This window comes from Rhizobium sp. 01T444 (assembly GCF_056398305.1).
Window position 1 is genome coordinate 136,034 of sequence record NZ_JBFTPD010000011.1, and the last position, 22,840, is coordinate 158,873.

Annotated in this window: 21 protein-coding genes and 1 tRNA gene; 11 read left to right on the forward strand and 11 right to left on the reverse strand. The window is 60.6% G+C overall.

Going from position 1 to position 22,840, the window contains the following annotated elements:
* Window positions 1-62 precede the first annotated feature (62 nt).
* Window positions 63-1,034: a YihY/virulence factor BrkB family protein gene (locus tag AC1DTN_RS17065; protein ID WP_477921873.1), complete on the forward strand. Its 972-nt coding sequence runs from the start codon at window positions 63-65 to the stop codon at window positions 1,032-1,034.
* Here the strand turns inward: AC1DTN_RS17065 and gluQRS are convergent.
* The gene (gene gluQRS, locus AC1DTN_RS17070) at window positions 999-1,880 is read right to left on the reverse strand and encodes a tRNA glutamyl-Q(34) synthetase GluQRS (RefSeq protein WP_477921874.1); all 882 of its coding nucleotides are present in this window, start codon (window positions 1,878-1,880) and stop codon (window positions 999-1,001) included. The two genes, AC1DTN_RS17065 and gluQRS, sit on opposite strands and share 36 nt — an antisense overlap.
* On the opposite strand from gluQRS, the gene AC1DTN_RS17075 reads away from it, so the two are divergent.
* Window positions 1,879-2,565, forward strand: a complete 687-nt coding sequence (locus AC1DTN_RS17075) for a DNA-3-methyladenine glycosylase family protein (protein ID WP_477921876.1) — start codon at window positions 1,879-1,881, stop codon at window positions 2,563-2,565. The two genes, gluQRS and AC1DTN_RS17075, sit on opposite strands and share 2 nt — an antisense overlap.
* 112 nt (window positions 2,566-2,677) lie before the next feature.
* Window positions 2,678-3,235, forward strand: a complete 558-nt coding sequence (locus AC1DTN_RS17080) for an HNH endonuclease (RefSeq protein WP_007825539.1) — start codon at window positions 2,678-2,680, stop codon at window positions 3,233-3,235.
* A gap of 69 nt (window positions 3,236-3,304) precedes the next feature.
* On the opposite strand, the gene AC1DTN_RS17085 is transcribed toward AC1DTN_RS17080, so the two are convergent.
* Window positions 3,305-3,820: a disulfide bond formation protein B gene (locus AC1DTN_RS17085; RefSeq protein WP_310384821.1), complete on the reverse strand. Its 516-nt coding sequence runs from the start codon at window positions 3,818-3,820 to the stop codon at window positions 3,305-3,307.
* A 22-nt stretch (window positions 3,821-3,842) separates the two neighbouring features.
* Window positions 3,843-4,433 (reverse strand): YqaA family protein, encoded by a 591-nt coding sequence (locus tag AC1DTN_RS17090; RefSeq protein WP_477921877.1) that lies wholly within the window; start codon window positions 4,431-4,433, stop codon window positions 3,843-3,845.
* Between the two features lie 198 nt (window positions 4,434-4,631).
* Between AC1DTN_RS17090 and AC1DTN_RS17095 the strand changes: the two genes are divergently transcribed.
* Window positions 4,632-4,931 (forward strand): hypothetical protein, encoded by a 300-nt coding sequence (locus tag AC1DTN_RS17095; protein ID WP_477921878.1) that lies wholly within the window; start codon window positions 4,632-4,634, stop codon window positions 4,929-4,931.
* 21 nt (window positions 4,932-4,952) lie between these two features.
* Here the strand turns inward: AC1DTN_RS17095 and AC1DTN_RS17100 are convergent, their stop codons facing one another.
* Complete coding sequence (locus tag AC1DTN_RS17100) at window positions 4,953-6,695, reverse strand: cation:proton antiporter domain-containing protein (protein ID WP_310384815.1); 1,743 nt, start codon at window positions 6,693-6,695, stop codon at window positions 4,953-4,955.
* A 158-nt stretch (window positions 6,696-6,853) separates the two neighbouring features.
* On the opposite strand from AC1DTN_RS17100, the gene AC1DTN_RS17105 reads away from it, so the two are divergent.
* Window positions 6,854-7,150: a hypothetical protein gene (locus AC1DTN_RS17105; RefSeq protein WP_113183916.1), complete on the forward strand. Its 297-nt coding sequence runs from the start codon at window positions 6,854-6,856 to the stop codon at window positions 7,148-7,150.
* Window positions 7,151-7,269: 119 nt separating this feature from the next.
* Here the strand turns inward: AC1DTN_RS17105 and AC1DTN_RS17110 are convergent.
* Together AC1DTN_RS17110 and AC1DTN_RS17115 are read right to left on the reverse strand one after the other, a co-directional pair.
* Window positions 7,270-7,354 (reverse strand) — tRNA-Leu (locus tag AC1DTN_RS17110).
* An 85-nt stretch (window positions 7,355-7,439) separates the two neighbouring features.
* A complete protein-coding gene (locus AC1DTN_RS17115) occupies window positions 7,440-8,735 on the reverse strand; it encodes an MFS transporter (protein WP_439016708.1) in 1,296 nt (431 codons plus the stop codon).
* A gap of 126 nt (window positions 8,736-8,861) precedes the next feature.
* Between AC1DTN_RS17115 and AC1DTN_RS17120 the strand changes: the two genes are divergently transcribed.
* A complete protein-coding gene (locus tag AC1DTN_RS17120; protein WP_439016707.1) occupies window positions 8,862-9,434 on the forward strand; it encodes a TetR/AcrR family transcriptional regulator in 573 nt (190 codons plus the stop codon).
* Between the two features lie 59 nt (window positions 9,435-9,493).
* On the opposite strand, the gene AC1DTN_RS17125 is transcribed toward AC1DTN_RS17120, so the two are convergent.
* Both AC1DTN_RS17125 and AC1DTN_RS17130 read right to left on the reverse strand, forming a co-directional pair.
* Window positions 9,494-10,288 (reverse strand): class I SAM-dependent methyltransferase, encoded by a 795-nt coding sequence (locus AC1DTN_RS17125; protein WP_113319672.1) that lies wholly within the window; start codon window positions 10,286-10,288, stop codon window positions 9,494-9,496.
* A 247-nt stretch (window positions 10,289-10,535) separates the two neighbouring features.
* A complete protein-coding gene (locus tag AC1DTN_RS17130) occupies window positions 10,536-11,516 on the reverse strand; it encodes an aldo/keto reductase (protein ID WP_439016705.1) in 981 nt (326 codons plus the stop codon).
* A 223-nt stretch (window positions 11,517-11,739) separates the two neighbouring features.
* On the opposite strand from AC1DTN_RS17130, the gene AC1DTN_RS17135 reads away from it, so the two are divergent.
* Window positions 11,740-13,377 carry an AMP-binding protein gene (locus AC1DTN_RS17135; RefSeq protein ID WP_113319670.1) on the forward strand — a complete coding sequence of 546 codons (1,638 nt, stop codon included), beginning with the start codon at window positions 11,740-11,742 and terminating at the stop codon, window positions 13,375-13,377.
* Here the strand turns inward: AC1DTN_RS17135 and AC1DTN_RS17140 are convergent.
* From AC1DTN_RS17140 to secA, 3 genes are all read right to left on the reverse strand, one after another.
* Entirely contained in the window at window positions 13,374-14,651 is a 1,278-nt protein-coding gene (locus tag AC1DTN_RS17140; protein ID WP_439016703.1) for a GNAT family N-acetyltransferase, read from the reverse strand. The two genes, AC1DTN_RS17135 and AC1DTN_RS17140, sit on opposite strands and share 4 nt — an antisense overlap.
* Window positions 14,652-16,067 carry an oligosaccharide flippase family protein gene (locus tag AC1DTN_RS17145; protein WP_442205953.1) on the reverse strand — a complete coding sequence of 472 codons (1,416 nt, stop codon included), beginning with the start codon at window positions 16,065-16,067 and terminating at the stop codon, window positions 14,652-14,654.
* A 157-nt stretch (window positions 16,068-16,224) separates the two neighbouring features.
* Window positions 16,225-18,942, reverse strand: coding sequence for a preprotein translocase subunit SecA (gene secA, locus AC1DTN_RS17150; protein ID WP_113319667.1), 2,718 nt, complete (start codon window positions 18,940-18,942; stop codon window positions 16,225-16,227).
* 248 nt (window positions 18,943-19,190) lie between these two features.
* On the opposite strand from secA, the gene AC1DTN_RS17155 reads away from it, so the two are divergent.
* From AC1DTN_RS17155 to mutT, 4 genes are all read left to right on the forward strand, one after another.
* Window positions 19,191-20,075, forward strand: coding sequence for a peptidylprolyl isomerase (locus AC1DTN_RS17155; RefSeq protein ID WP_113319666.1), 885 nt, complete (start codon window positions 19,191-19,193; stop codon window positions 20,073-20,075).
* Window positions 20,076-20,306: 231 nt separating this feature from the next.
* The gene (gene argJ, locus AC1DTN_RS17160) at window positions 20,307-21,548 is read left to right on the forward strand and encodes a bifunctional glutamate N-acetyltransferase/amino-acid acetyltransferase ArgJ (protein ID WP_113319665.1); all 1,242 of its coding nucleotides are present in this window, start codon (window positions 20,307-20,309) and stop codon (window positions 21,546-21,548) included.
* The gene (locus AC1DTN_RS17165) at window positions 21,529-22,335 is read left to right on the forward strand and encodes a GNAT family N-acetyltransferase (RefSeq protein WP_439016701.1); all 807 of its coding nucleotides are present in this window, start codon (window positions 21,529-21,531) and stop codon (window positions 22,333-22,335) included. Before argJ ends, AC1DTN_RS17165 begins: the two co-directional genes overlap by 20 nt.
* Window positions 22,332-22,745, forward strand: a complete 414-nt coding sequence (mutT, locus tag AC1DTN_RS17170; protein ID WP_439016700.1) for an 8-oxo-dGTP diphosphatase MutT — start codon at window positions 22,332-22,334, stop codon at window positions 22,743-22,745. Before AC1DTN_RS17165 ends, mutT begins: the two co-directional genes overlap by 4 nt.
* Window positions 22,746-22,840 lie beyond the last annotated feature (95 nt).

The window sequence follows — 22,840 nt, forward strand, 5'->3', positions numbered from 1 at the left end:
ATTCCTGTACAAAGTGGGACTCGTTTCCCATATTCGCGGGAAGGATACAATTGGGAAGCCGAATGCCGAAATTCCTGCGCACGCTCTATGATGTGGTCTACGATGCCATCTGCCATCTCATCGAGGACGACGGCTTTGCCATGGCAAGCCATGTGGCGCTTTCCACTCTGCTTGCGGTCTTTCCCTTCCTGATCTTCGGCACTGCGCTTGCCAATTTTCTTGGTGCCGACCAGTTTTCCACCACGGCCATCCATCTGATCTTTGATACATGGCCGGAAGCCATCGCCAAGCCGCTGGCCGACCAGGTCGTGCAGGTGTTGACGATCCCTCGCGGCGGGCTGCTGACCATCTCTGTGCTTGCAGCTGCCTATTTCGCCTCGAACGGTGTCGAGGCGCTCAGAATCTCGTTGAATCGTGCCTATCGCGTGCAAGAGACGCGGCCCTGGTACCTTACGCGCCTTGCGAGCCTTGGCTATGTGCTCATCGCCGTGATCATCTTTGCGGCCATCAGCATTCTGCTTGTGGCAGTTCCTGTTGGTCTTGATTATGCGCGCGACTGGCTGCTGCATAACGACACGCTCGAATGGCTTCCCGTCACGATCCGTCAATGGTTGCCCATTATCGTCGACACACTCGAAATTGTTTTCAGCTGGCGCATTTATGGCACGCTCGTCATGCTGACGATTGCCTTGCTTGTCGTCCATCTCTGGTTGCCCGCCGGCAAGCGTCGCGTTTTCGACGTCGTTCCGGGCGTGTTTCTGACCTTGGTGCTCTGGCTCGTCGGCGCGCTGATCTTTGCCTATTATCTTGCGACCTTCGCCAATTACACGGCTACCTATGCCGGCCTGGCATCGGTCATGATCGTGCTGATCTTTCTCTACATGGTGGGTGTCATCTTCATCGTCGGCGCGGAGATCAATGCGGCACTCATGAAGTTCCGAGTGCTGCGCAATTTCTCGCGAACCTTCTCGGTGGTCGGACGTGACCACGCCGCTGATTCAAAGTCCGACAAGACGGCGAATATCGGCAACTGACAGCCCTGTGGCACGCAGTTCCGCAAGGCCGGTATCGCCCTCGCTCTTGGATAGCTTTCGGCCATCTGTATCCACGACGAGGCGATGATGGTGGTAGACGGGCTGCGGCAGGTTGAGCAGGTTCTGCAGCAGCCTGTGCACCGAGGTGGCGTGGAAGAGGTCAAGGCCGCGCACAACATGGGTCACGCCCTGCAGCGCATCATCGATGACGACGGAGAGATGGTAGCTGGAGGGGGCATCCGAGCGTGAGAGAACGACGTCGCCCCAAGCGGCGGGCTCGGCCAGGATTTCGCCCTTTCGTTCATCGCCGGTTTCCGTCCAAAACAGCGGTTCGCCGATCAGATCCAGTGCCCTGTTCATGTTGAGCCGCCATGCATGTTTGAGACCGGAGACCAGCATCGCATCGCGTTCTTCGTCGCTGCGGTCACGGTCGTCGGCTGGATAGTGCGGCGTGCCATCCGGGTCGCGCGGCCAGGGCTCACCCATTCTCTCATAGGCAGCGACGCGTGTTTTGACCTCGCCGCGCGTCAGGAAGGAGGGATAGACCAGTCCGCGTTCGATCAGAGAATGAAGGGCTGCCTGGTATTCGGAAAAATGTTTCTGCTGGCGACGGACCGGCTGTTCCCATTCAATGCCCAGCCACTCGAGATCGGCGTAGATGCCGGCCTCGAATTCGGGTGTGCAGCGCGTCAGATCGATGTCTTCGATACGCAGTAGCAGCCGGCCGTCTGCGGCCTTGGTCATGTCGTCGTTCAGGAAAGCCGACAGCGCGTGACCGAGATGCAAAGGCCCATTGGGGCTCGGCGCGAAACGGAAGACGGGCTTTTGACGCGGAGTCGTGATCATGCTTTCTTCTGGCACGGATTTGAAGCGATCGCGAGGCAAGGTGCAGGTCATCAGCAACGAAAAGGATATTGAGGAGGGGCTCGCCGCTCTTCTTGTTCTCGATCCACGGCTCGTGGCGATTGCCAGGGAGGCCGGCCCTGTCCCGCTGAGGCTGCGCGAGCCGGGCTTTGCCGGCCTTGCTCATATCATCGTTTCGCAGATGGTATCGCGCGCCAGCGCCGAGGCGATCTGGCGGCGCATGCAGCCGGCGAGCGGACTGCTAAGTGCGGAATCCTACATATTGCTTCATCCCGATGCCTGGCGCGAGTTTGGGCTATCGCGCGCCAAGGCCGATACGCTGACGCGGATTGCGCAAGCGGTCGCATCCGGACGAATCAATCTGCAGACCCTGGTCCAGAAACCGCCTGGCGAAGCGCTCGCAGAACTGACGGCTCAGAAGGGAATCGGGCCATGGACGGCAGAGGTCTATCTGATGTTCTGCGGCGGCCATGTCGACGTATTTCCGGCGGGTGACGTGGCGCTTCAGGCGGCGGTCGCTGCGGCATTCGGTCTCGCTGAACGCCCGCAAGCCAAAGTACTTACAGGGCTTGCAGAAATCTGGTCACCCTGGCGTTCGGTCGCAGCCCGGCTTTTCTGGGCTTATTACGCCGCAAAAATGCGTCGCGACGTGCTGCCGATCGGCTAACGGACACTCTCCCTCAATTTGCCTTTATCCCCTGAATTTATTGGACTTCACAATCCTGTAACAACCGGCCTAATATACAGGTGCAGATGCCGAATCGATCCAGGAGGGCTCCTTGACGATTGCAGTCTCACCACAGGCCCTGCCAGCGCTCGTCCTGAACGCTGACTACCGGCCACTGAGTTATTACCCCTTGTCGCTCTGGTCCTGGCAGGACGCGATCAAGGCGGTATTTCTCGACCGTGTGAACATTATCGCGGAATATGAGCATGAGGTTTCCTCACCGAGCTTCTCGATGCGGCTGCCGAGTGTCGTGTGTCTAAAAACTTACGTTCAGCCGTCCCGCAACCCCGCCTTCACCCGCTTCAACGTCTTCTTGCGCGACAGGTTCGAGTGCCAGTATTGCGGCGCTCATGACGATCTGACCTTCGACCACGTCATCCCGCGCGCTCATGGCGGCGAGACGACCTGGGAGAATGTCGTGGCGGCCTGTTCGCCCTGCAATCTGCGCAAGGGCAGCAAGCTTCCGAAGCAGGCAAGCATGTTCCCTGCGCAGAAGCCGTACCAGCCGACCGTGCAGGATCTGCACAATAACGGCCGGCTCTTCCCGCCGAACTATCTGCATGACAGCTGGCTCGACTACCTCTACTGGGATACCGAGCTGCAGCCGTGATGCATTGGTTCGAAGTCCTGGGTTTACGCAGTCGTTAGCTGCGCAGTTCTGGCCACATGCTTTATGCGGTTAAGCAGTCTTCTTCACGCTCCAGAAGGCGAAGGCCGCGAGGATCAGGCTTGCGACCACATTCCAGCCCGCAAAGGACAGGCCGAGAACGCGCAGTGCTGCATCCGTGCAGGACGGGCCCTTGATCGTGTTCAGCTCGCCCAGCAGATCGCCGGCATTGGTGGTCATGCTGCTTGCGGTGGTCGAGCAGGTGGCGGGGCCTGGCCAGAAGTGCCATTCCACGCCTGCGTGATAGACGCCCATGCCGGCGCCGACGAGCATCAGGATGCCGACGGCAAGAATGATGGCGCGCGTCATCCAGTTCGGCAAGCCGATGAGGGCGGCCACGGCGCCGACGATCGCGATCGGAATTCCATAATAATAGGGCTGGCGCTGCAGCAGGCAGAGCGCGCAGGGAATATAGCCGCCGATATACTGGAAGCCGAGAGCCGTGCCCACAACCGCTGCCATGGCGATGGCAAGGAGCAACAGGAGGACGACGCCCCGACGGGCAAGTGGCGAAGCAGTGGCATTCATGTCGGCACTCCGCAAAGTTGGCTCAGTGGGCAAAATATCGGTAGGCGATATATAACACGATCACGGCCGCGGCGCCGATGCCGACGATCTGGCCGAGACGCTTCTCGATGAAGTGGCGGATCGGCTCGCCGTAACGCCGCAGCAGCCAGGCAAGGAACAGGAAGCGCGCGCCTCGAGCGATGATCGCCGAAACGATGAAGAGCGGCAGGCTGACATGGATGACGCCTGATAGAATCGTGACGATCTTGATCGGCGGCAGATGCGCGAGACCCGAGGTGACGAGCAGCAGCAGGATCGTCTCGTAAGTGACGTAGGATTTCATCTGCTCGAATTGATCGAGCTTTCCATAGAATTCCAGAACCGGGCGTGCCACGGTTTCGTAGGCAAAATAGCCAAGCGCCCAGCCGGCGATGCCGCCCAGCACCGATGCGACAGTGGCGACGAGTGCATAGCGATAGGAGCGTTCGGGCTTGGCAAGCGCCATCGGCAGGAAGAGCACATCAGCGGGAACCAGAAAGACGGAGCTTTCGACGAAGGCGATGACGGCGAGCCAGACTTCGGCTGATTTCTTCGAGGCCAGAGACATGGTCCAGTCGTAAAGTCTGCGGAGCATCCGTTCCCTTTCTCTGTTGCGACGCACAAAGCATTAGGGGGCGATCATGACGCTGTAAATGCTCGGGCTGTGCCTTCGCGGCGTTCGCGCTGAAAATTTTCGTGATCTGATGCGGCATTCCCTCCCAAGATCTTGCGGGATGGCAAAAGCGCCAAACTACGTCAGGCTGGGTTGTCGTTCGACGAATCCGGGCATGTCATGAAATTCAGGGTCATAGAGGGCGGGCTGAGTTCCGCAGGGGAGTGGGATAGGCAAGCGAGCGGTCGGGGGCCGGAGCGCGAGGATATCAGGCGCGAGGCGGCTCGTCGTTTGAACGCCAGCGGCTATCACCGTTCCCGCATTATGGAAGCAGCCGGCGTGCCGATGCCACCGGCGTTCCAATATTTCGCCATGCAGATCGATTTCGCTGCAGATGCTATCTGCCGCCTCGATCCCATCCCGGCCGATTTTTGTTCCGATCTTTACTGGCCGAAGCTGGATGAAACGGCGACGGCGTGATCGAGTTTGCGCTCCGACCGCTTACGACAGGTCCATGGATTTTTCCCACTGCTGGCGCATGACGTTCATTTCGGTGCGCTTCTGCGCCATTTCGCTGACGATGGCGCGAAGGTTCGGGTGGCGAGACATGAACATGTTGAAGTCACGCCGCTCCAGCACTTCGAACTGGCAGAAATCGACCGCGATGACATCGGCCGTGCGGCGTCCGCCGCTCAGCAGCGCCATTTCGCCGAAGAAGGCGCCGGGCTCAAGCCGCACCGCGCCGCTTGCCAAGCGCACCTCCACCGCGCCGGAGGAGATGAAATACATGCTGTCGCCGCGGTCGCCACGGCGGATGACGCGTTCACCCGGCGAGGCGAGTTTGGGGTTGAACAGCAAGAGCAGTTCCTCAAGCGCATCCTCGCCAACTTCGGAGAAAAGCGGGAAGGTCTCGACCAGCTGCTGGATCCGCAGATGATGCTGGCGCGCGCGCTCCTCGCCGAGCGCCCTGATCTTTTCCAATTCCCGCGCCAAGGCGTCCTGGTTTTTCCGGCCGTAGCTTTCATGTAGGCGCGGCCATTTCACCCTGATCTTGCGGTTCAGCTTCTCGGCCACGAAGATGACGAGCGGGTTCAGCGTGATGGAAAGGATTGCGGCGGCAAGGATAAGATCCTGTCCTTCATGCGGCAGGAGCCCGAGCGAAACGCCGAGGCCGGCAAGGATGAAGGAGAATTCGCCGATCTGGGCAAGGCCGCCGGCGGCGGTCAGGCCCATGCCGATCGGATAGCGCAACAGGACGACAATACCGAAAGAGATGATTGCCTTGCCGACGATGATCAGTGCCAAAGCACTGATCACGGCTAGAGGATGCTGCACAATGATCGACGGATCGAAGAGCATGCCGACGGAAACGAAAAACAGCACTGAGAAGGCATTCTGCAGCGGCAGGGAATCGGCGGCGGCGCGATGGCTGAGATGGGATTCACTCATGACTACGCCGGCGAAGAAGGCGCCGAGTGCGAAGGAAACGCCAAAGATTGCCGCCGAACCGAAGGCAATGCCGAGCGCGATGGCGAGCACGGTGAGCGTGAAGAGTTCACGCGAGCCGGTGCGGGCAATCAGCGTCAAAAGCCAGGGCACGATGCGCGGCCCGAGGAAGATCGCCATTGCCGCAAAGGCTGCGACCTTCAGCAAGGTGAGGGCGATCGTGATCCAAAGCGGCAGGTCGAGGCCATGCGCGGCATCGCTCGCATGCCCGCCCAGAAGTTCGGCGAGGGCCGGCAACAGCACAAGCGCCAGTACCATGGCGAGATCCTCGACGATCAACCAGCCGACGGCTACGCGCCCGCCGGCGGTATTGACGAGGTTGCGCTCTTCCAGCGCTTTCAGGAGCACGACCGTGCTGGCAACCGAAAGGCTGAGGCCGAAGACGATGCCGGCGCCGAGGCTCCAGCCCCAGAGTTCGCCGAGGCCGACGCCGAGCAGGGTGGCAAACAGGATCTGGCCAATCGCGCCCGGCACGGCGATGCCGCGCACGGCCAAAAGATCGGATGCGGAGAAGTGCAGACCGACGCCGAACATCAGCAGGATCACGCCCATTTCGGCAAGCTGGCTCGCAAGCTCCGTGTCGGCCACAAAGCCCGGTGTGAACGGTCCCATGAGAATGCCGGCGAAGAGATAGCCGACCAGTGGCGGCAGCCGCAGCCTGTCGGCGCAATAGCCAAGAACCGCCGCAAAGACGAAGCTTATGGCTACCGTCGCAATCAATCCCGCTTCCTGATGCATCAGCCCTCTCAAAATGCCTCGCGGCCGGCACTTTAGGATGAAGCACCGGCAAAGTTAAAGAGTTGATTTGGATGGATTAGACCTAAATGGCCGGCTTTTTGAGCCGAACCACTAAGCTCCCGTGTCGTTGCCTATACATGACGACAAGGAGAAGAGAGATGCGAAAGATCATCATCAACTGTGCAATCGCTGTCCTTGCCCTGGGCTCGGCCGCAGCGCCTGCAATGGCAGACAGCGTGACGGTCATGCGCGAGCGTGCCTATGACGGTTATGACCACTATGACCGTGACCGGGCTCGGCCCGGCGTTACCATCAGTGATCGCGGCATTACGTTCGGCGCGGTGCGCGAACGGGATCGCTGGCGCGATCGGGACCGTGACCGTTGCGTCACGCGCAGCGTGACCCGTCAGACAGATGAAGGCACTGTCACAAAAACGGTCAGACGGTGTGATTGAACAGCAGGCTGAGGGGCCGGCATCCCACTCCGCCGGAACTTCGGCATCGTCTGCCAAGGCTCATGCCCTCGCCCTCTGGGGCGTGGGCGAAGTTTAAAATCCATTTATTTAGAGATATTTGGTGCCCCATGCCGGGGTCGAACCAGCACTTCTTTCGAAACTCGATTTTGAGTCGAGCGCGTCTACCAATTCCGCCAATGGGGCAGCGAAATACGAGGCGGCTGTCTAACATGCGTTCGCCCGCGCGTGCAAGACGGCGGGCGAAGTTTTGGCGTTTGGAAATCGAGGTTTAGTGGGCGACTGCCTCACTTGGGGCAGTGAGGCTGGATTTCTTCAGTGTGATCGCGAGGACCGAGGCCAGCAGGCAGAAGGCGCCGGCAATGAAGAAGGCCGGCAGGTAGCTTTCCAGGGCCGTGCGCGACAGGCCTGCGCCATAAGCCGCGGTGGCAGCACCAAGCTGATGACCGGCAAAGACCCAGCCGAAGACGAGGCCGGCTTTTTCACGGCCGAAGCGGTCGGCGGCGATCTTGACAGTCGGCGGCACGGTGGCGATCCAGTCCAGGCCATAGAAGACGGCGAAGATGGACAGGCCGTAGAAGCTGAAATCGCTGAAAGGCAGGAAGAGCAGCGAGAGGCCACGCAGGCCGTAGTACCAGAAGAGCAGCCAGCGATTGTCGAAGCGGTCGGAGAGCCAGCCGGAGCCGATCGTGCCGAAGAAATCGAAGATGCCCATGACGGCGAGAACGCTGGCGGCTGCGACCGGCATGATGCCGAAGTCGCCGCAGAGTGTGACGAAATGCGTCTGGATGAGGCCGTTGGTGCTGAGCCCGCAGATGAAGAAGGTGGCAAACAGGATCCAGAAGGTCGAGGTCGTCGAAATGTCCCTGAGAACCGTGATCGGCGTTACAAGCGCTGCGCCGAGCGTGCCTCGGGCCGGGGCCGGCGCAACCTGGGTTTCGCCGACCGAGGGCAGGTTTACGTCCGAGGGGCGGTCGCGCATGAAGAGCAGCACGAGAAGAGCGGCGACCATGATCATGGCGCAGACGAAGAAGACGGTGGCACGCCAGCCGTAGCGTTCGGTCAGCTCCGCCATCAGTGGCAGGAAAACGAGCTGGCCGGTTGCCGAACTTGCCGAGAGCATGCCGACGACAAGGCCGCGATGCTTGACGAACCAGCGTGTGGAAATCGTGGCTGCCAGCACCATGGCCGTCAGCCCGGTTCCGAAGCCGACGACGATGCCCCAGAGCGCCAGCAGATGCCAAAGCTTGGTCATGAACAGCGAGCCAACGAAGCCAGCGCCGATGAGGGCCAGCGCAAAGACGATGACCTTGCGGACGCCGAAATAGTTCATGAAGGCTGCCGCAAACGGACCCATCAGGCCGAAGAGGATCAGGCGGATGGCAAGGGCGGAGGAAATCTGCGAGGTTTCCCAGCCGAATTCGTCCTGCAGCGGCTTGATGAGGACACCCGGCGCGCCCATTGCGCCGGCGGTTACCAGCATGGTCAGGAAGGTGGCGCCAACGACCACCCATCCATAGTGAATGTTTCGCCGGGCAAGGGATGATGCAAGGACTGCAGAGACCATGGGCAAATTCCGTTTGTGACGTGAGGACCATATAGAAGGCCGCTTTACATGACGGCCATCATATTTGTTGCGTATTGATGATGGACATCATATAAATTGTCAAGCGACCATTTCCGGAGACGAAAAATGCGGGTCAGCCGCGAGAAATTTGCAGAAAACCGCGAGAAGATCCTGACGGCGGCCAGCGTGCTCTTCCGCGAGAATGGGTTCGATGGCGTCGGCGTCGCCGACATCATGAAGGCTGCAGGCCTTACGCATGGCGGTTTTTACGGCCATTTCGAATCGAAGGACGACCTTGCTCTGGAGGTCAGCCGCAAGCTGATCGAGCGTGTGGAAGAACGTTGGCTTGAGCTGATCGCCGCTGAACCAGACAAGCCGCTTCAGGCGCTGCTCGATCACTACATCCATTGGCGCACGGTTGATGATCCCGGCGGAAGCTGCGTGTTCGCCTCGTTGATCCAGGAAGTCAGCCGCAGCGAAGGTGCGGTTCGTGCGACCTTCAGTGAGGGGTTGTCCGCGCTGGTCGATGTGCTGAAGGAGGTGGTGCCGGGTGCGACCGAGGAAGAGCGCCGCGCCAATGCGACATCGACGCTTTCATCGATGATGGGCGCCGTCATTCTTGCCCGCGCGGTCGAGGATCGGGCGCTCGCCGAGCAGTTTCTGGTCACGATGCGCCGCAAGCTCGACCCGGCGCAGTAATCCCAAAGCATTCACGCAATTCCGGACGCAAAACCGCTCCGCGCTTTTACTGGAATTGCTTAGTTTCGGAAGGCGATCATCGCATGGCCCTCGACGATTTCGGTGAAGGTGCCGTCCGGCGCCAAAGCGGCGAGCTCGCTGCGGAAAGCTGCCTCGAATTCCTCTGTCTTGTCGCCTAGCGCCTGTGGAGAGGTGACGGACATGGAAAAGGCGCGGCCGATGATATCCTCCGTCCCGATTACCCGTTCGTTGACGATGCCGATACGTTCAAGGCTGCGGAAGGGGGAGCGCAGCAGGACCGCCTCATGCGGTCCGAATTCCGGCGCGCGGCGTAGTTTACGCTCGGCGCTTTTTTCCGGCGAATAGGTCTCCGACAGCTGATGCAGCACATCACGCCAATCCGGTGTCGCTGCGATATGCCTGTCGGAGAAGAGAACGACAGCTCCGCCCGGCGCGATGAGCTCGTCGAGCGCTACCAGCGTCGCCGGGCGGTCCATCCAATGGAAGGAGCGGCCCAGGACAGCAAGTTTCAGCGGGGCCAGATCCGGGTTGAGATCGTAAGAGGAGCCCTGGATGAGCCTCATGTTCACGGCGGCTTCGGCCGCATTTTCGCGCGCGGCATCCAGCATTTCCGGCTCGGGATCGACCCCGATCACATCAGCGCCAGCGAGGCGTGCGAAGGCGACGCCGAGCGGTCCTGGTCCGCAGCCGAGATCGAGCACACGATCGCCGGGTTTCAGGCCGGTGCGTTCGGCGACGCGTTCGATCAGCCTGTCCGGATAGGGGACACGGAAGCGGTTGTAGTAGACGGCAGTGGTACGAAAGCGGGGGGCTTCGAAAGGAACGATAGTCATGCGGACGGTCCTCTGTTTGCCGCAAACCGCTAAGGCTCAACTGTGACCGGCTCGTGATGGTTTCTTGGATCGCACACGCGTGGCCTCGAACGAGGCGACGTTTTCGGCCACCCAACGCCAGAGCGGCATGATCTGCTTCAATAGGTCGCGGCCGAACTCACACAGCGGGCAATCGCCTGGAAGTCCGGATATCGGGAAAGGAATGAGCCTCCTCCACATCGGCGGAGAGAGGCTATCACGCGGCGGCTTATTTGAAGCCGGCGACGTTATGCGGGATGTAGGGTGCTTCGAGTGCGGCGATATCATCGGCGCTGAGTTTCACAGTCAGCGCGCCGACGGCGTCCGTCAGGTGTTGCGCCTTGGAAGCGCCGATGATCGGGGCGGTGACTGCGCTCTTCTGTAGGATCCACGCGGTGGCGACCTGCGCGCGGGAAACGCCATGGGCCCTGGCGATTTCGGCAACCTTTTCGACGATCTTGCGATCGGCCTCTTCGGCCTGCTTATAGAGCGTCTTGCCGAATTCATCGGTTTCGCTGCGGTTGGTCTTCTCATCCCAGTCACGGGTCAGGCGACCGCGGGCAAGCGGGCTCCAGGGAATGACGGCGATCTTCTGGTCCTCGCAGAAAGGCAGCATTTCACGTTCTTCCTCGCGGTAGAGCAGGTTTACGTGGTCCTGCATGCTGACGAATTCCGTCCAGCCATTGAGGCGCGAGGTGTAGAGCGCCTTGGCGAACTGCCAGGAATACATGGAAGAAGCGCCGATATAACGCGCCTTGCCTGATTTCACGATGTCATGAAGGGCTTCCAGCGTTTCCTCGATCGGTGTCGTATAGTCCCAGCGGTGGATCTGGTAGAGGTCGACGTAATCAGTGCCGAGGCGGCGCAGGCTGTTGTCTATTTCGTCGAAGATCGCCTTGCGCGACAGGCCGGCGCCATTCGGCCCGGGCCGCATGCGGTTGAAGACCTTGGTCGCGAGTACGATATCCTCGCGCTTGGCGAAATCCTTGATGGCGCGGCCGACGATCTCCTCGGAGGAACCATTAGAATAGGTGTTGGCCGTGTCGAGGAAATTGATGCCGAGATCGATCGCCTGTTTGAGGAGCGCGCGGCTTTCCTCTTCCGGCAGGCTCCAGGCGTGATTTCCGCGGTTGGGATCGCCATAGGTCATGCAGCCGAGGCAGATCTTCGAGATTTCGAGACCGGTCTTCCCGAGTTTTACATATTCCATGAAAGTGCTCCGCGATGATTTTCAGCGACTCCCCAGGCGCATGCACATGATGTAGCGCAGAAATCGCCGAAGTCTCAGCGAGCCTGACGGAGAATGTGTTTTGCAGTTAGCGCAATAATACCTGATGAGCGGGCCGAATGTCGTCTTATCCTTGCGGATTACACCGCTTGCGCATTCGGTCGGTGAGGTGTTAGCTGGTGCAGCATTTTACCGGATCATGCCCATGAAACTGCCGCCCGGCGATCGATATGACACGCTCTACCGCGATTTCTCCTGGCAGATATCAGAGGATTTCAATATCGGCCGCGCCGTGTGCGACGATTGGGCCGCGCGTGATCCTGATCGCGTCTGCCTCGAACATTTCAGTCCCGACAGTCACCATCTGTCATTGACCTATGGCGAGCTTGCCGCCCGCTCCTCATCCTTCGCCAATGCGCTTTCAGCACTTGGTATCGGCCGGGGAGAGCGTGTAGCGCTGCTCCTGCCGCAATCCTTCGAGACGGTCATTTCGCATGTGGCTATTTACAAGATGGGCGCAATCGCGCTGCCGCTCGCGTTGCTTTTCGGTGTCGAGGCGCTGGAGTACCGGCTGAAGGCCGCAGGTGCGACAGCCGTCGTCACCAATGGTTTCGGGCTTGGACGCATCAACCAGATCCGCGACCGACTGCCTGACGTCAAACATGTCATCAGCGTCGATGGGGCCTCCGCGAGCACGCTCGGCTTTGCCGATCTGGTTTCCGCCCATTCTTCCACATTCGAAATTGTGCAGTCCGGCCCCGACGAGCCAGCGCTGATGATCTTCACGTCGGGCACCACGGGGCCGCCGAAGGGCGCGCTGCATGGCCACCGTGTTCTCGCCGGCCATATTCCCGGCATGCAGTTTGCCCATGAGGGTTTCCCGCGGGCCGGAGACAAGGTCTGGACGCCGTCTGACTGGGCATGGGCCGGCGGGCTGCTCAATGCGCTGCTGCCGAGCCTGCTGCTCGGCGTGCCTGTTGTTTCCTCGCCGGCACAGAAATTCGATGCGGACATGGCCTATCGCATCATGGCCGAAATGAAGGTGCGTAATGCCTTCATTCCGCCGACGGCACTCCGGCTCCTGAAATCCGTCGAGGAGCCGCGTTCGAAATACGATCTCGTCCTGCGCACCATCGGTTCGGCAGGTGAATCCCTGGGGCGCGAAACCTATGAGTGGGTGCGCCGTACGCTCGGCATTACCGTCAATGAATTTTACGGGCAGACGGAGTGCAATTTCGTGCTGTCTTCGAGCGCTGCCTTCGGGGTGACGAAGGCTGGTGCGATCGGGCGCGCTTCGCCCGGCCACAGGGTTGCTGTTGTCAGCGACGAGGGCGACGAAGTGCTGGTCGGCGAGCAGGGGCAGATCGCCATTGCCAGTCCCGATCCGGTGATGTTCCTCGGCTACTGGAACGACCCCGATGCGACCAGCAGGAAGTACGCCAAGGGATGGATGCTGACCGGCGATATCGGCCGGCAGGATGCGGAGGGCTACGTCACCTTTGCCGGCCGTGACGACGACGTCATCACCTCGTCCGGGTACCGCATAGGGCCGGCGGAGATCGAGGACTGTCTCGTCGGCCATCCGGCCGTGCAGCTTGCCGCTGCCGTCGGCAAGCCAGATGCGCTGCGTACGGAGATCGTCAAGGCCTATATCGTGCTTGCGCCAGGCTACAGCCCGAGTGCGGAGCTGGCAGCGGAAATCCGGGACTGGGTGAAAACCCGGCTTTCGATGCACGAATATCCGCGCGAGGTCGAATTCGTCGATGCGCTGCCGCTGACAACCACAGGCAAAGTCATCCGCCGGCTGTTACGGGAAAAGGCTGCGGCGGAAGCTGAAAACTAACCCCGGCCGGCAAGCGACATGATCTTCTCGCGGAGCATCTTCGCCATGTTGCGGGTACTGCGGTACATGTGAAGCTGGGCCGCGACCTGTCGCATGTCGCGGTCGCCGTTCTGGGTGAGGCCGATCACCAACGTGCCCATCTCCTCGCGTTCCTGCCAGAAGCGGCTCATGATCGGATGATCGGAGACGGCGCAGGAATCCGAGCGCACGACATTGGCATCGTCAAGATGCCATTCGGTCAATTCGCTCATCAACAGCTTGCCCGGCGAATAGCGGGAGTAGTTTTCGTCATAGGCGGTCTTCCAGGTATAGGCCTCGCCGCCCATCATAAGCACGACCACGGCGGCGATCGCCTTGCCGTTAATGTCGATCGTGTGGATGCGCACGGCATCGACTTCCGCCAGATTGGAGACGGCCTCGCGGGCGAAGGCGGTGTGATAGCGGTCGGTCACCAGCGCGCTGCGGCGCTTGCCCTTCCAGCCGCCGGCTTCCAGCGCCAGGAATTCCTCGAAACGCATGTGGATTTCGCGCGGCTGGCGGGCGACGGTGTGGACGACATTGCCGAGCTCTTCGAGCAGCCGCCACTGGCGGCGCATCTCGCGCTGGTGAGAGGAAGATACGGTGCGGCCGAGATAAACCATGGCATCGTCATCACTCTGCAGCATCGGCCGCTCATAGGGATTGGCGACGGTCAGCGGCAGATTGCGGCTGAGCGCAACGGCCTTTGCCATGCGCACGAAGATGCCGTTCAGCCGGACGTCCGGCAGCACCAGTGTGCCCGGCAGGCCGAGGTCCGGCGTGATCAGGCCTTCGAAGAGGTTGTCCAGCGTCTCCGCCGCATCCTCGGCGTCGACCAAGGGGGTACCGAGCGGACCGAAGCTGTTTGCCCAGCCGCGGATGATCGACGGGCCGACGGCGAAACCGGGTTTGTCGACAGAGAAGGGCATGAGCAGGCGCATGCGGCTGCGATGTTCGTTCTCGTCGCGGATGATCGCGAAATTGACCTGCCGGTCTTCCAGCCGCGGCATGGCAGGCGCCAGGAAACGGCCGCTGAAGAAGACGTTCGGCTCCATCGCACGGTTGGAGAGGAAGTCCAATTCTTCCTGCAGATCGTAACCCAGCTTACCGGGGTAAAGGCAGAGCTCGCGCCCCAGCCGGCCGATTTCGATCCGTGCTTCAGCCTGCGGGGCTTCGAACTTGAGAGCGGCAAGATCGTGAACCATGCGGTTCGCGTTGCTGTCGGTGCTCTCGGTGATGGGTGGTACACGCACCATCTATCGGGCTCTCATTTCTGGCGTTGCGGCGGAAGGGGTTGCGAAGGCGAAAAGCGTAAAGCCGAGTGCGCGGCGCACGAAGACATGCAGCAGGATCGCTTCCACGGCCATTGCGGAGGCCGTGGCGATCGCCGTGCCGACGATGCCGTAGTGCGGGATCAGCAGGATATTAAGGCCGACATTGGCGGCGAGCGCTCCAGCATAAAGGGCGACGCAGAGGTTCTGCTTGCCTGCCATCATCAGGAGCGTCTCGGCGGGACCGACCAGAGCCTTGGTGAGGATACCGGCCAGCAGGATCGCCATCAGCATATAACCGGCCGTGAATGCGCCGCCGAAAAGCGACAGCAGCAGATGCCCGGCCGCCAGGACCGCGAGACCGACGGCGAGAGCAGGCCAGAAGGTCCAGCGGGCAGCATCGATAGCCGCAACCGCGAGATCGGCCCGGTTGCCTTCGGCGATAATCGAGGAGAAGCGCGGGCCGGAGGCAGCTTTCACCGAGAAATTGATGAAATGCACCAGAGCCATGGTCTTGGCCGCTGCAAAATAGATCGCGACGTCATGCGGCTCCAGGAAGATGCCGACGATCACGACATCGGAATTGGTCAGCAGGAAGCTCACGCCCTCGATCAGGAAGATCGGGAAGGCAACACCCAGCCATTCCACGAAATCCACCTTGCGGGGGCCGGCATCGTAATGCTTGCGCATCCGATAGAGGGTGGCGGCATATTGGCCGAGTGCGGTGACGAAGGTTGCCGCGAGTGCCGCCTGCATGGCGGTGACTGCCGTGTGCGGTGCGCCGAAGAAGATCGCAGTCAGCATGAAAAGGATGATGAGGATCGGCCTGACAATATAGACCGGGCTGAGCGCCATGACGGGCCAATGATTGGCCCGTGACGTGCCTTCAAGGATATCGCCGAGCGCGATCATCGGCATGGCCATAAGGCCGAGGAAGATCGGCACCAGATAATAGCTCTCGATTCTGTCGCCGAAGAAATGCAGACCGAACATGCCGGCGATGAGAACGGTCGTACCCGAGAGCAGCGCGAAAACGCGCGCGGTGCCGGTGAGGCCACGGATTTCGGCGAAGGCGCCGGCGGCGCGATATTGCGGCAGGAAGCGGACGATCGCGGTGTGGAAACCGAGGCAGGAAAGATCACCGCAGAGGACGACCAGCACCCACACGAAGACGAAGATGCCGTATTCATATTCGCCCATCAGCCGGGCGAGCACGATTTGCGACAGGAAGGCGAGGGCCGCGCTCAGGATGCGGATCGAGAAGGCGATCAACGCCATGCGCTGTGCGGCTGCCTTGTCGCCCCGTTCGGTCAGCACGGCGGCGAGCATACGCAGCACGCGGCCGGCGATCGGCCGCAGCCCCGCGGGCAGCATTTTTTCCGCTGTTTCTATGACCGCCATTTTAACACGCAAAACTCTAAGGGCAGGGCATTCGCACCGGCAAGTCTTGCCAGATCAGAGTTAAGAAACGGTATGCCCAACGAGGCGGCATTGCCTGCCACTGTGATCCATAATTGGGCGGAAATACCAAGAAAAATGGCGCCCGAAGGCGCCATTCTCAGACCTGTTCGAAAGCACCATGGCAGTGCTTGTATTTTTTGCCCGAGCCGCAGGGGCAGGCCTCGTTACGGCCGACCTTACCCCAGGTCGATGGATCGTTGGGGTTGCGGTTTTCCGGCGGGACGGTGACTTCAAGCGCCTGATAGGTCGTATTTGTAAACTCATCCTCGCCGGTCGTCGGATCGAGGTGATGGGCCTGCATGACAGGCGGTTCCGGCTGCGGCGGAGCCTGCTGCACCAGCTCGACGCGCATCAGCTGTGCCGTGACGGCCTGACGCAGGTTGTTGAGCAGCGCCTGGAAGAGCTCGAAGGCTTCCGACTTGTATTCCTGCAGCGGATCGCGCTGGGCGTAACCGCGGAAGCCGATGACGGAACGCAGATGGTCGAGGTTGACGATGTGCTCGCGCCACAGATGATCGAGCGTCTGCATGACAACCTGGCGCTCAACATAGTGCATGATATCGGGACCGAAGCGCTCGACCTTCTCGTTGAAGGCGGCGTTGGTGGCTTCCGTCAGGCGTTCGCGGATATCGTCTTCGCCAATGCCTTCTTCCTTCACCCAGTCCTCGATCGGAAGGTCGAGGTTGAGGATGTTGGCGGCCTGCGTCTTCAGGCCGACGGCATCCCACTGCTCGGCGTAAGCGCGTTCCGGAATGTGGGTCGTGACCAGATCGTCGACCACTTCGCGACGCATGTCCGATACGGTCTCGGAAATGTTCGGCGCTTCCATCATCTCGACGCGTTGTTCGAAGATGACTTTGCGCTGGTCGTTCAGAACGTCGTCGTACTTCAGAAGGTTCTTGCGGATGTCGAAGTTGCGAGCTTCGACCTTCTTCTGCGCGCGTTCCAGAGCCTTGTTGATCCAGGGATGGACGATCGCCTCGCCCTCCTTGAGACCCAGCTTCTGCAGCATGCTGTCCATGCGGTCGGAGCCGAAGATGCGCATCAGGTCGTCCTGAAGCGACAGGTAGAACTTGGAACGGCCGGGGTCACCCTGACGGCCGGAACGGCCACGCAGCTGGTTGTCGATGCGGCGGCTTTCATGGCGCTCGGTGGCGACGACGTAGAGACCGCCTGCCGCAAGCGCCTTTTCCTTGAGCGCCCTGATTTCTTCGCGGATCGCCGCGACCTTTGCGTCGCGCTCCGGGCCTGGCTCGACTTCGGCAAGCTCATGGTCGATGCGCATGTCAAGGTTGCCGCCGAGCTGGATGTCGGTACCGCGGCCGGCCATGTTGGTGGCGATCGTCACGGCGCCCGGCACACCAGCCTGGGAAACGATATAGGCTTCCTGCTCGTGATAGCGGGCGTTTAGAACCTGGAAGTTGGAGAAGCCCTGCTTGCGCATCAGCTCTGCCAGAGACTCCGACTTCTCGATCGAGGTTGTACCGACGAGCACCGGCTGGCCGCGCTTGTGGGCGTCCAGGATCTCGGTGATGATCGCCTTGTACTTCTCCTCGACGGTCCGGTAGACCTCGTCGTCTTCGTCGATACGCAGGATTGGCAGGTTGGTCGGCACCTCGAGAACGTCGAGATTGTAGATGTTGCCGAATTCTTCCGCTTCCGTCTGGGCCGTGCCGGTCATGCCGGCAAGCTTGTTGTACATGCGGAAGTAGTTCTGGAAGGTGATCGAGGCCAGCGTCTGATTTTCCGGCTGGATCTGCACCTTTTCCTTGGCTTCCAGCGCCTGATGCTGGCCTTCCGAATAGCGGCGGCCCGGCATCATTCGGCCGGTGAATTCGTCGATGATGACGATTTCGCCGTTGCGGACGATGTAGTCCTTGTCGCGCTGGAACAGCTTGTGGGCCTTCAGCGCATTGTTGATGTGATGAACGATCGCCACATTCTCGATGTCGTAGAGCGAGGCGCCCTTCAGGAGGCCGGCCTGCTTCAGCAGGTTTTCCAGCTTCTCGGTGCCGACTTCGGAGAAGTTTGCCGAACGTTGCTTTTCATCGATCTCATAGTCTTCCGGCGTCAGCAGCGGAATGTAGGTGTCGATGGTGTTGTAGAGGTCGGAGCGGTCGTCGAGCGGGCCGGAGATGATGAGCGGCGTGCGCGCTTCATCGACCAGGATCGAGTCCACTTCGTCGACGATCGCGAAGTTATGGCCGCGCTGCACCATCTGGTTCGTCTCGTATTTCATATTATCGCGCAGATAATCGAAGCCGAGTTCGTTGTTAGTCGCGTACGTGATGTCGCAGGCATAGGCGTCGCGGCGCTCCTCGTCGGAAAGGCCGTGGACGATGACGCCCGTGGTCAGGCCGAGGAAGCCGTAGAGGCGGCCCATGTTCGCCGCGTCACGCTGAGCGAGGTAGTCGTTGACGGTGACGACATGCACGCCCTTGCCGGCAAGCGCGTTCAGATAGACCGGCAGGGTAGCGACGAGCGTCTTGCCTTCGCCGGTCTTCATTTCGGCGATGGCGTTGGAATGCAGGATCATGCCGCCGACGAGCTGTACGTCAAAAGGTCGCATGCCGAGGACGCGGCGGGAGGCTTCGCGCACGACCGCAAAGGCCGGGATCAGGATATCGTCCAGCGTCTTGCCTTCTGCAAGGAGCGCGCGGAACTCCACCGTCTTTGCGGCAAGCTGCTCGTCCGTCAGCGCCTTGGTCTTCTCCTCAATAGAGTTGATTGCGGCGACGTTCGGCTGGAAGGATCGCACGCGGCGATCGTTGGCTGAGCCAAATAACTTGCGGGCAATACCGCCAAAGCTGACCATATGACTGGCCCTTTCTGAATATTCTTCCCCGACGTTTCTTATTCGCTACCCAGCCGAAAAACAGGCGCACGCTTGAAAACGCCCGGAAACTGTTCTGGACGCGAGGTTGCGTGACAGATAAGAGGGGGGGCAAATGATGTCAACGGATTTGGCTGATATAGAAAGGCCACATTCCGGTGTTGAAGGCTGTTTTCGGGCTGGATTCACGAAAGCTGAAGCCGGCGGGTATAATTGTGAAGGGTTATTTGATGTTGAGCACCAACAAACTTGCTGCGCTGGCGTTTACGGCCTTCGTCGCCTTCCAGGCTCCGGCCTATGCCGATGATGCCGTCGTCGCCAAGGTCGGCAATCTGGAAATCCACCAGTCGGAACTCGATCTGGCTGTGGCCAATCTCGACCCGCAGCTTGCGCAGCTCCCTGACGACCAGAAGAAGGTAGCCGCCCTCTCTGCCGCCATCGATGTGAAGCTGCTTGCTGCCGATGCCACCGCCGAGAAGCTCGACCAGACGGACGACTTCAAGAAGCGCATGCAGTATCTGACCGACCGTGAACTTCACAACGCCTATTTCAAGAAGCATGTCGTTGACACCGTAACCGATGCCGACGTGAAGGCACGCTACGACAAGGAAGTCGCCGCCCTGCCGAAGCAGGAAGAAGTTCACGCCCGCCATATCCTCGTCAAGACCGAAGACGAAGCCAAGGACGTTATCAAGCAGCTCGACGCCGGCAAGGACTTTGCCGAGCTCGCCAAGGAAAAGTCCACCGATCCGAACAAGGATGACGGCGGCGACCTCGGCTATTTCAGCCGTGGCCGCATGGTCAAGGAATTCGAGGATGCCGCTTTCGCGCTTGAGAAGGGCACCTATTCCAAGACCCCTGTGAAGACCGACTTCGGCTATCACGTCATCAAGGTCGAGGATAAGCGCGACGCTCCGCCGCCGGCATTCGAGCAGGTGCAGGACCAGGTTCGTCAGCTCGTCATGCGCGACAAGTATCTTGCGCTCCTCAACCAGGCCAAGGCTTCCTCCAAGGTCGAGATCATGGACGAAACGCTCCGCAAGGGTTACGAAGACGCGAACAAGCAGCCTGAGCCGGGCGCTGCTCCGGCACCGGCCCCCGCGCCGCAGCAGTAATCATCAGCATCTGGGCCCGGTTTTTCCGGGCCCTTCATTAGATCCGGATGATTTTGGGCCTGATCGGCCTAAAATCTGAATCCGGATCTAAATCAAAAAATAGAGCATGACGTCGTCCGAAAACCGCTCACACTTTTCGGCATCATGCTCGAACATCGTTTGTTGTCGCATTTCCGGACGGCGGACCGGTTTCCATTTCGCCTGGAAATGCTCATTGGCAGGTCGCATCTCATGTCCGCTACCGTTTCTCCGCTTGCCCCGAAAACCTTTGCCTCGCTGCCCGCGCTTCGCGGCGTGCGTATGGCGACCGCTTCTGCCGGCATCAAGTACAAGAACCGGACGGACGTGCTGATGATGGTCTTTGATGCGCCGGCTGCCGTTGCAGGCGTCTTCACCAAATCGAAGTGCCCCTCCGCGCCCGTCGATTTCTGCCGGACCAACTTGCCGCATGGCACGGCACGCGCCGTCGTCGTCAATTCCGGCAATGCCAATGCCTTCACCGGCCTGAAGGGCCGCGCTGCGACTGAGCTCACCGCAAAGTCGGCCGCCGCTGCCGTCGGCTGCGGCGAAAATGAAATCTTTCTTGCGTCGACCGGCGTCATCGGTGAACCGCTCGACGCCACCAAATTTGCCGGTGTGCTCGACAAGATGCACGCCGATGCGACAGGCGATTTCTGGTTCGAGGCCGCCAAGGCCATCATGACCACTGACACCTATCCGAAGGTTGCGACCCGCACTGCCGAAATCGGCGGTGTGAAGGTGACGATCAACGGCATCGCCAAGGGAGCTGGCATGATCGCGCCCGATATGGCGACCATGCTTTCCTTCGTCGTCACGGATGCCGATATCGCGTCTTCCGCCCTGCAGTCTTTGCTGTCTGCCGGTGTCGAGCCGAGCTTCAACTCCATGACCGTCGACAGCGACACCTCGACCTCGGACACGCTGATGCTGTTTGCGACAGGTGCCGCAGCAGCCGACGGACAGGCTCGCATCACGAGCGCGGGCGATCCGCAGCTCGGTGCATTCCGCGCAGCCCTCAACGAGCTCCTCAAGGATCTGGCGATCCAGGTCGCCCGCGACGGCGAGGGCGCCACGAAGATGCTCGAAATCACCGTGACCGGCGCCGAGAGCGATGCCGCTGCCAAGACGATCGCCCTTTCCATCGCCAATTCGCCGCTGGTCAAGACGGCGGCTGCAGGCGAGGACGCCAACTGGGGCCGTATTGTCATGGCCGTCGGCAAGGCCGGTGAAATGGCCGATCGCGACCGGCTCGCCATCTGGTTCGGCGATGTGCGCGTTGCCGTCAACGGTGAGCGCGACCCCTCCTATTCCGAGGATGCGGCCTCCGCCGTGATGAAGAAGCAGGATATTCCTGTCAAAGTTGATATTGGCCTCGGCTCCGGCAAGGCTACGGTCTGGACCTGCGACCTCACCAAGGAATATGTTGCGATCAATGGCGACTACCGGAGCTGATCGTTCGTTGATGCAGGCATCCCTTCCGAAGCAGAACCTGCCGCTGGTCCGGCGGCTGGAAGCCGTGGGCTTTCGCGCCTGGCCGGCCGCTTCCGTACAATATGACGGAAGCTGGCAGGTTCGCCTGACGGCGGGCCATCCCTCCAACCGCCTGAACTCCATTGTGCCGCTCGATCCCTCCGACCATCGCGATGTCGAGATCAGGCTGGAGAAGGCAAGCCGCAAATTCGAGGCCTATGGCCGTCCTGCCGTCGTGCGTGAGACTCCACTTGCCTCGCCTGTTCTGATCGACTTGATTAGGGAGCAGGGATGGAAGCGTTTCGATGAAACGGCCGTCATGGTCTGCGATCTCTCGCAGGCCGATCTGCCCGATACGCTCGATCATCTTCCGACCCACGATGTTGGCCGGTTCGTTGATGCCAATCTCGCCGTCGATCAGGCGCAGCTTTCTCTGAAACCGGCGCTTGCCGAGATCATCTCGGCAATCAAGCCGCCATCCGGCCTTTTCATGATCGAGGATACCGTCCAGGGCTCGCTGGCAACGGTCCTTTGCGTGCAGGACAACGATCTTGCGGGCATCATGTCGCTTTCGGTCGCTGACAGCCATCGCCGCAAGGGGCTCGGCATCGAGATCCTGACTTCGGCACTGCGCTGGGCGCGGATGCGCAGCGCCCGTACCGCCTGGCTGCAGGTGAAGCTCTCCAACGCACCGGCGATTGCTCTCTATGAACGTCTCGGCTTCCGTGATGCCTATCACTATTGCTATTGGCAGGAGCGCTGCGAATGAGCGACGCCGGAAGGAAGCTGCTCCTGGTCGCAGCCTGTGCGCTGATCGATGCGGACGGGCGTATCCTTCTGGCACAGAGGCCGGAAGGCAAGTCTCTTGCCGGCCTGTGGGAATTCCCCGGCGGTAAGGTCGAACCCGGCGAGACGCCGGAGGAAACGCTGGTGCGTGAACTGAACGAAGAGCTCGGCATTTCGACGAAGGTGGCGTGTCTTGCGCCGCTGACCTTCGCCAGTCACAGCTATGATACGTTCCACCTGCTGATGCCGCTTTATGTCTGCCGCCGTTACGAAGGCGTTCCGCATGGCCGTGAGGGCCAGGCAATCAAATGGGTGCGCCCGCAGGCGCTGCGCGATTATCCGATGCCGCCGGCCGACGAGCCGCTCATCCCGGTACTGCAGGATCTACTTTAGCTTTTGCTGATTATTGAGGCGAAACGTCGATTTCGCCTGTGGATATTAATCGATCATTTAGCACCTTCTGGCAATGATCGGCCTCACTCAAGCAA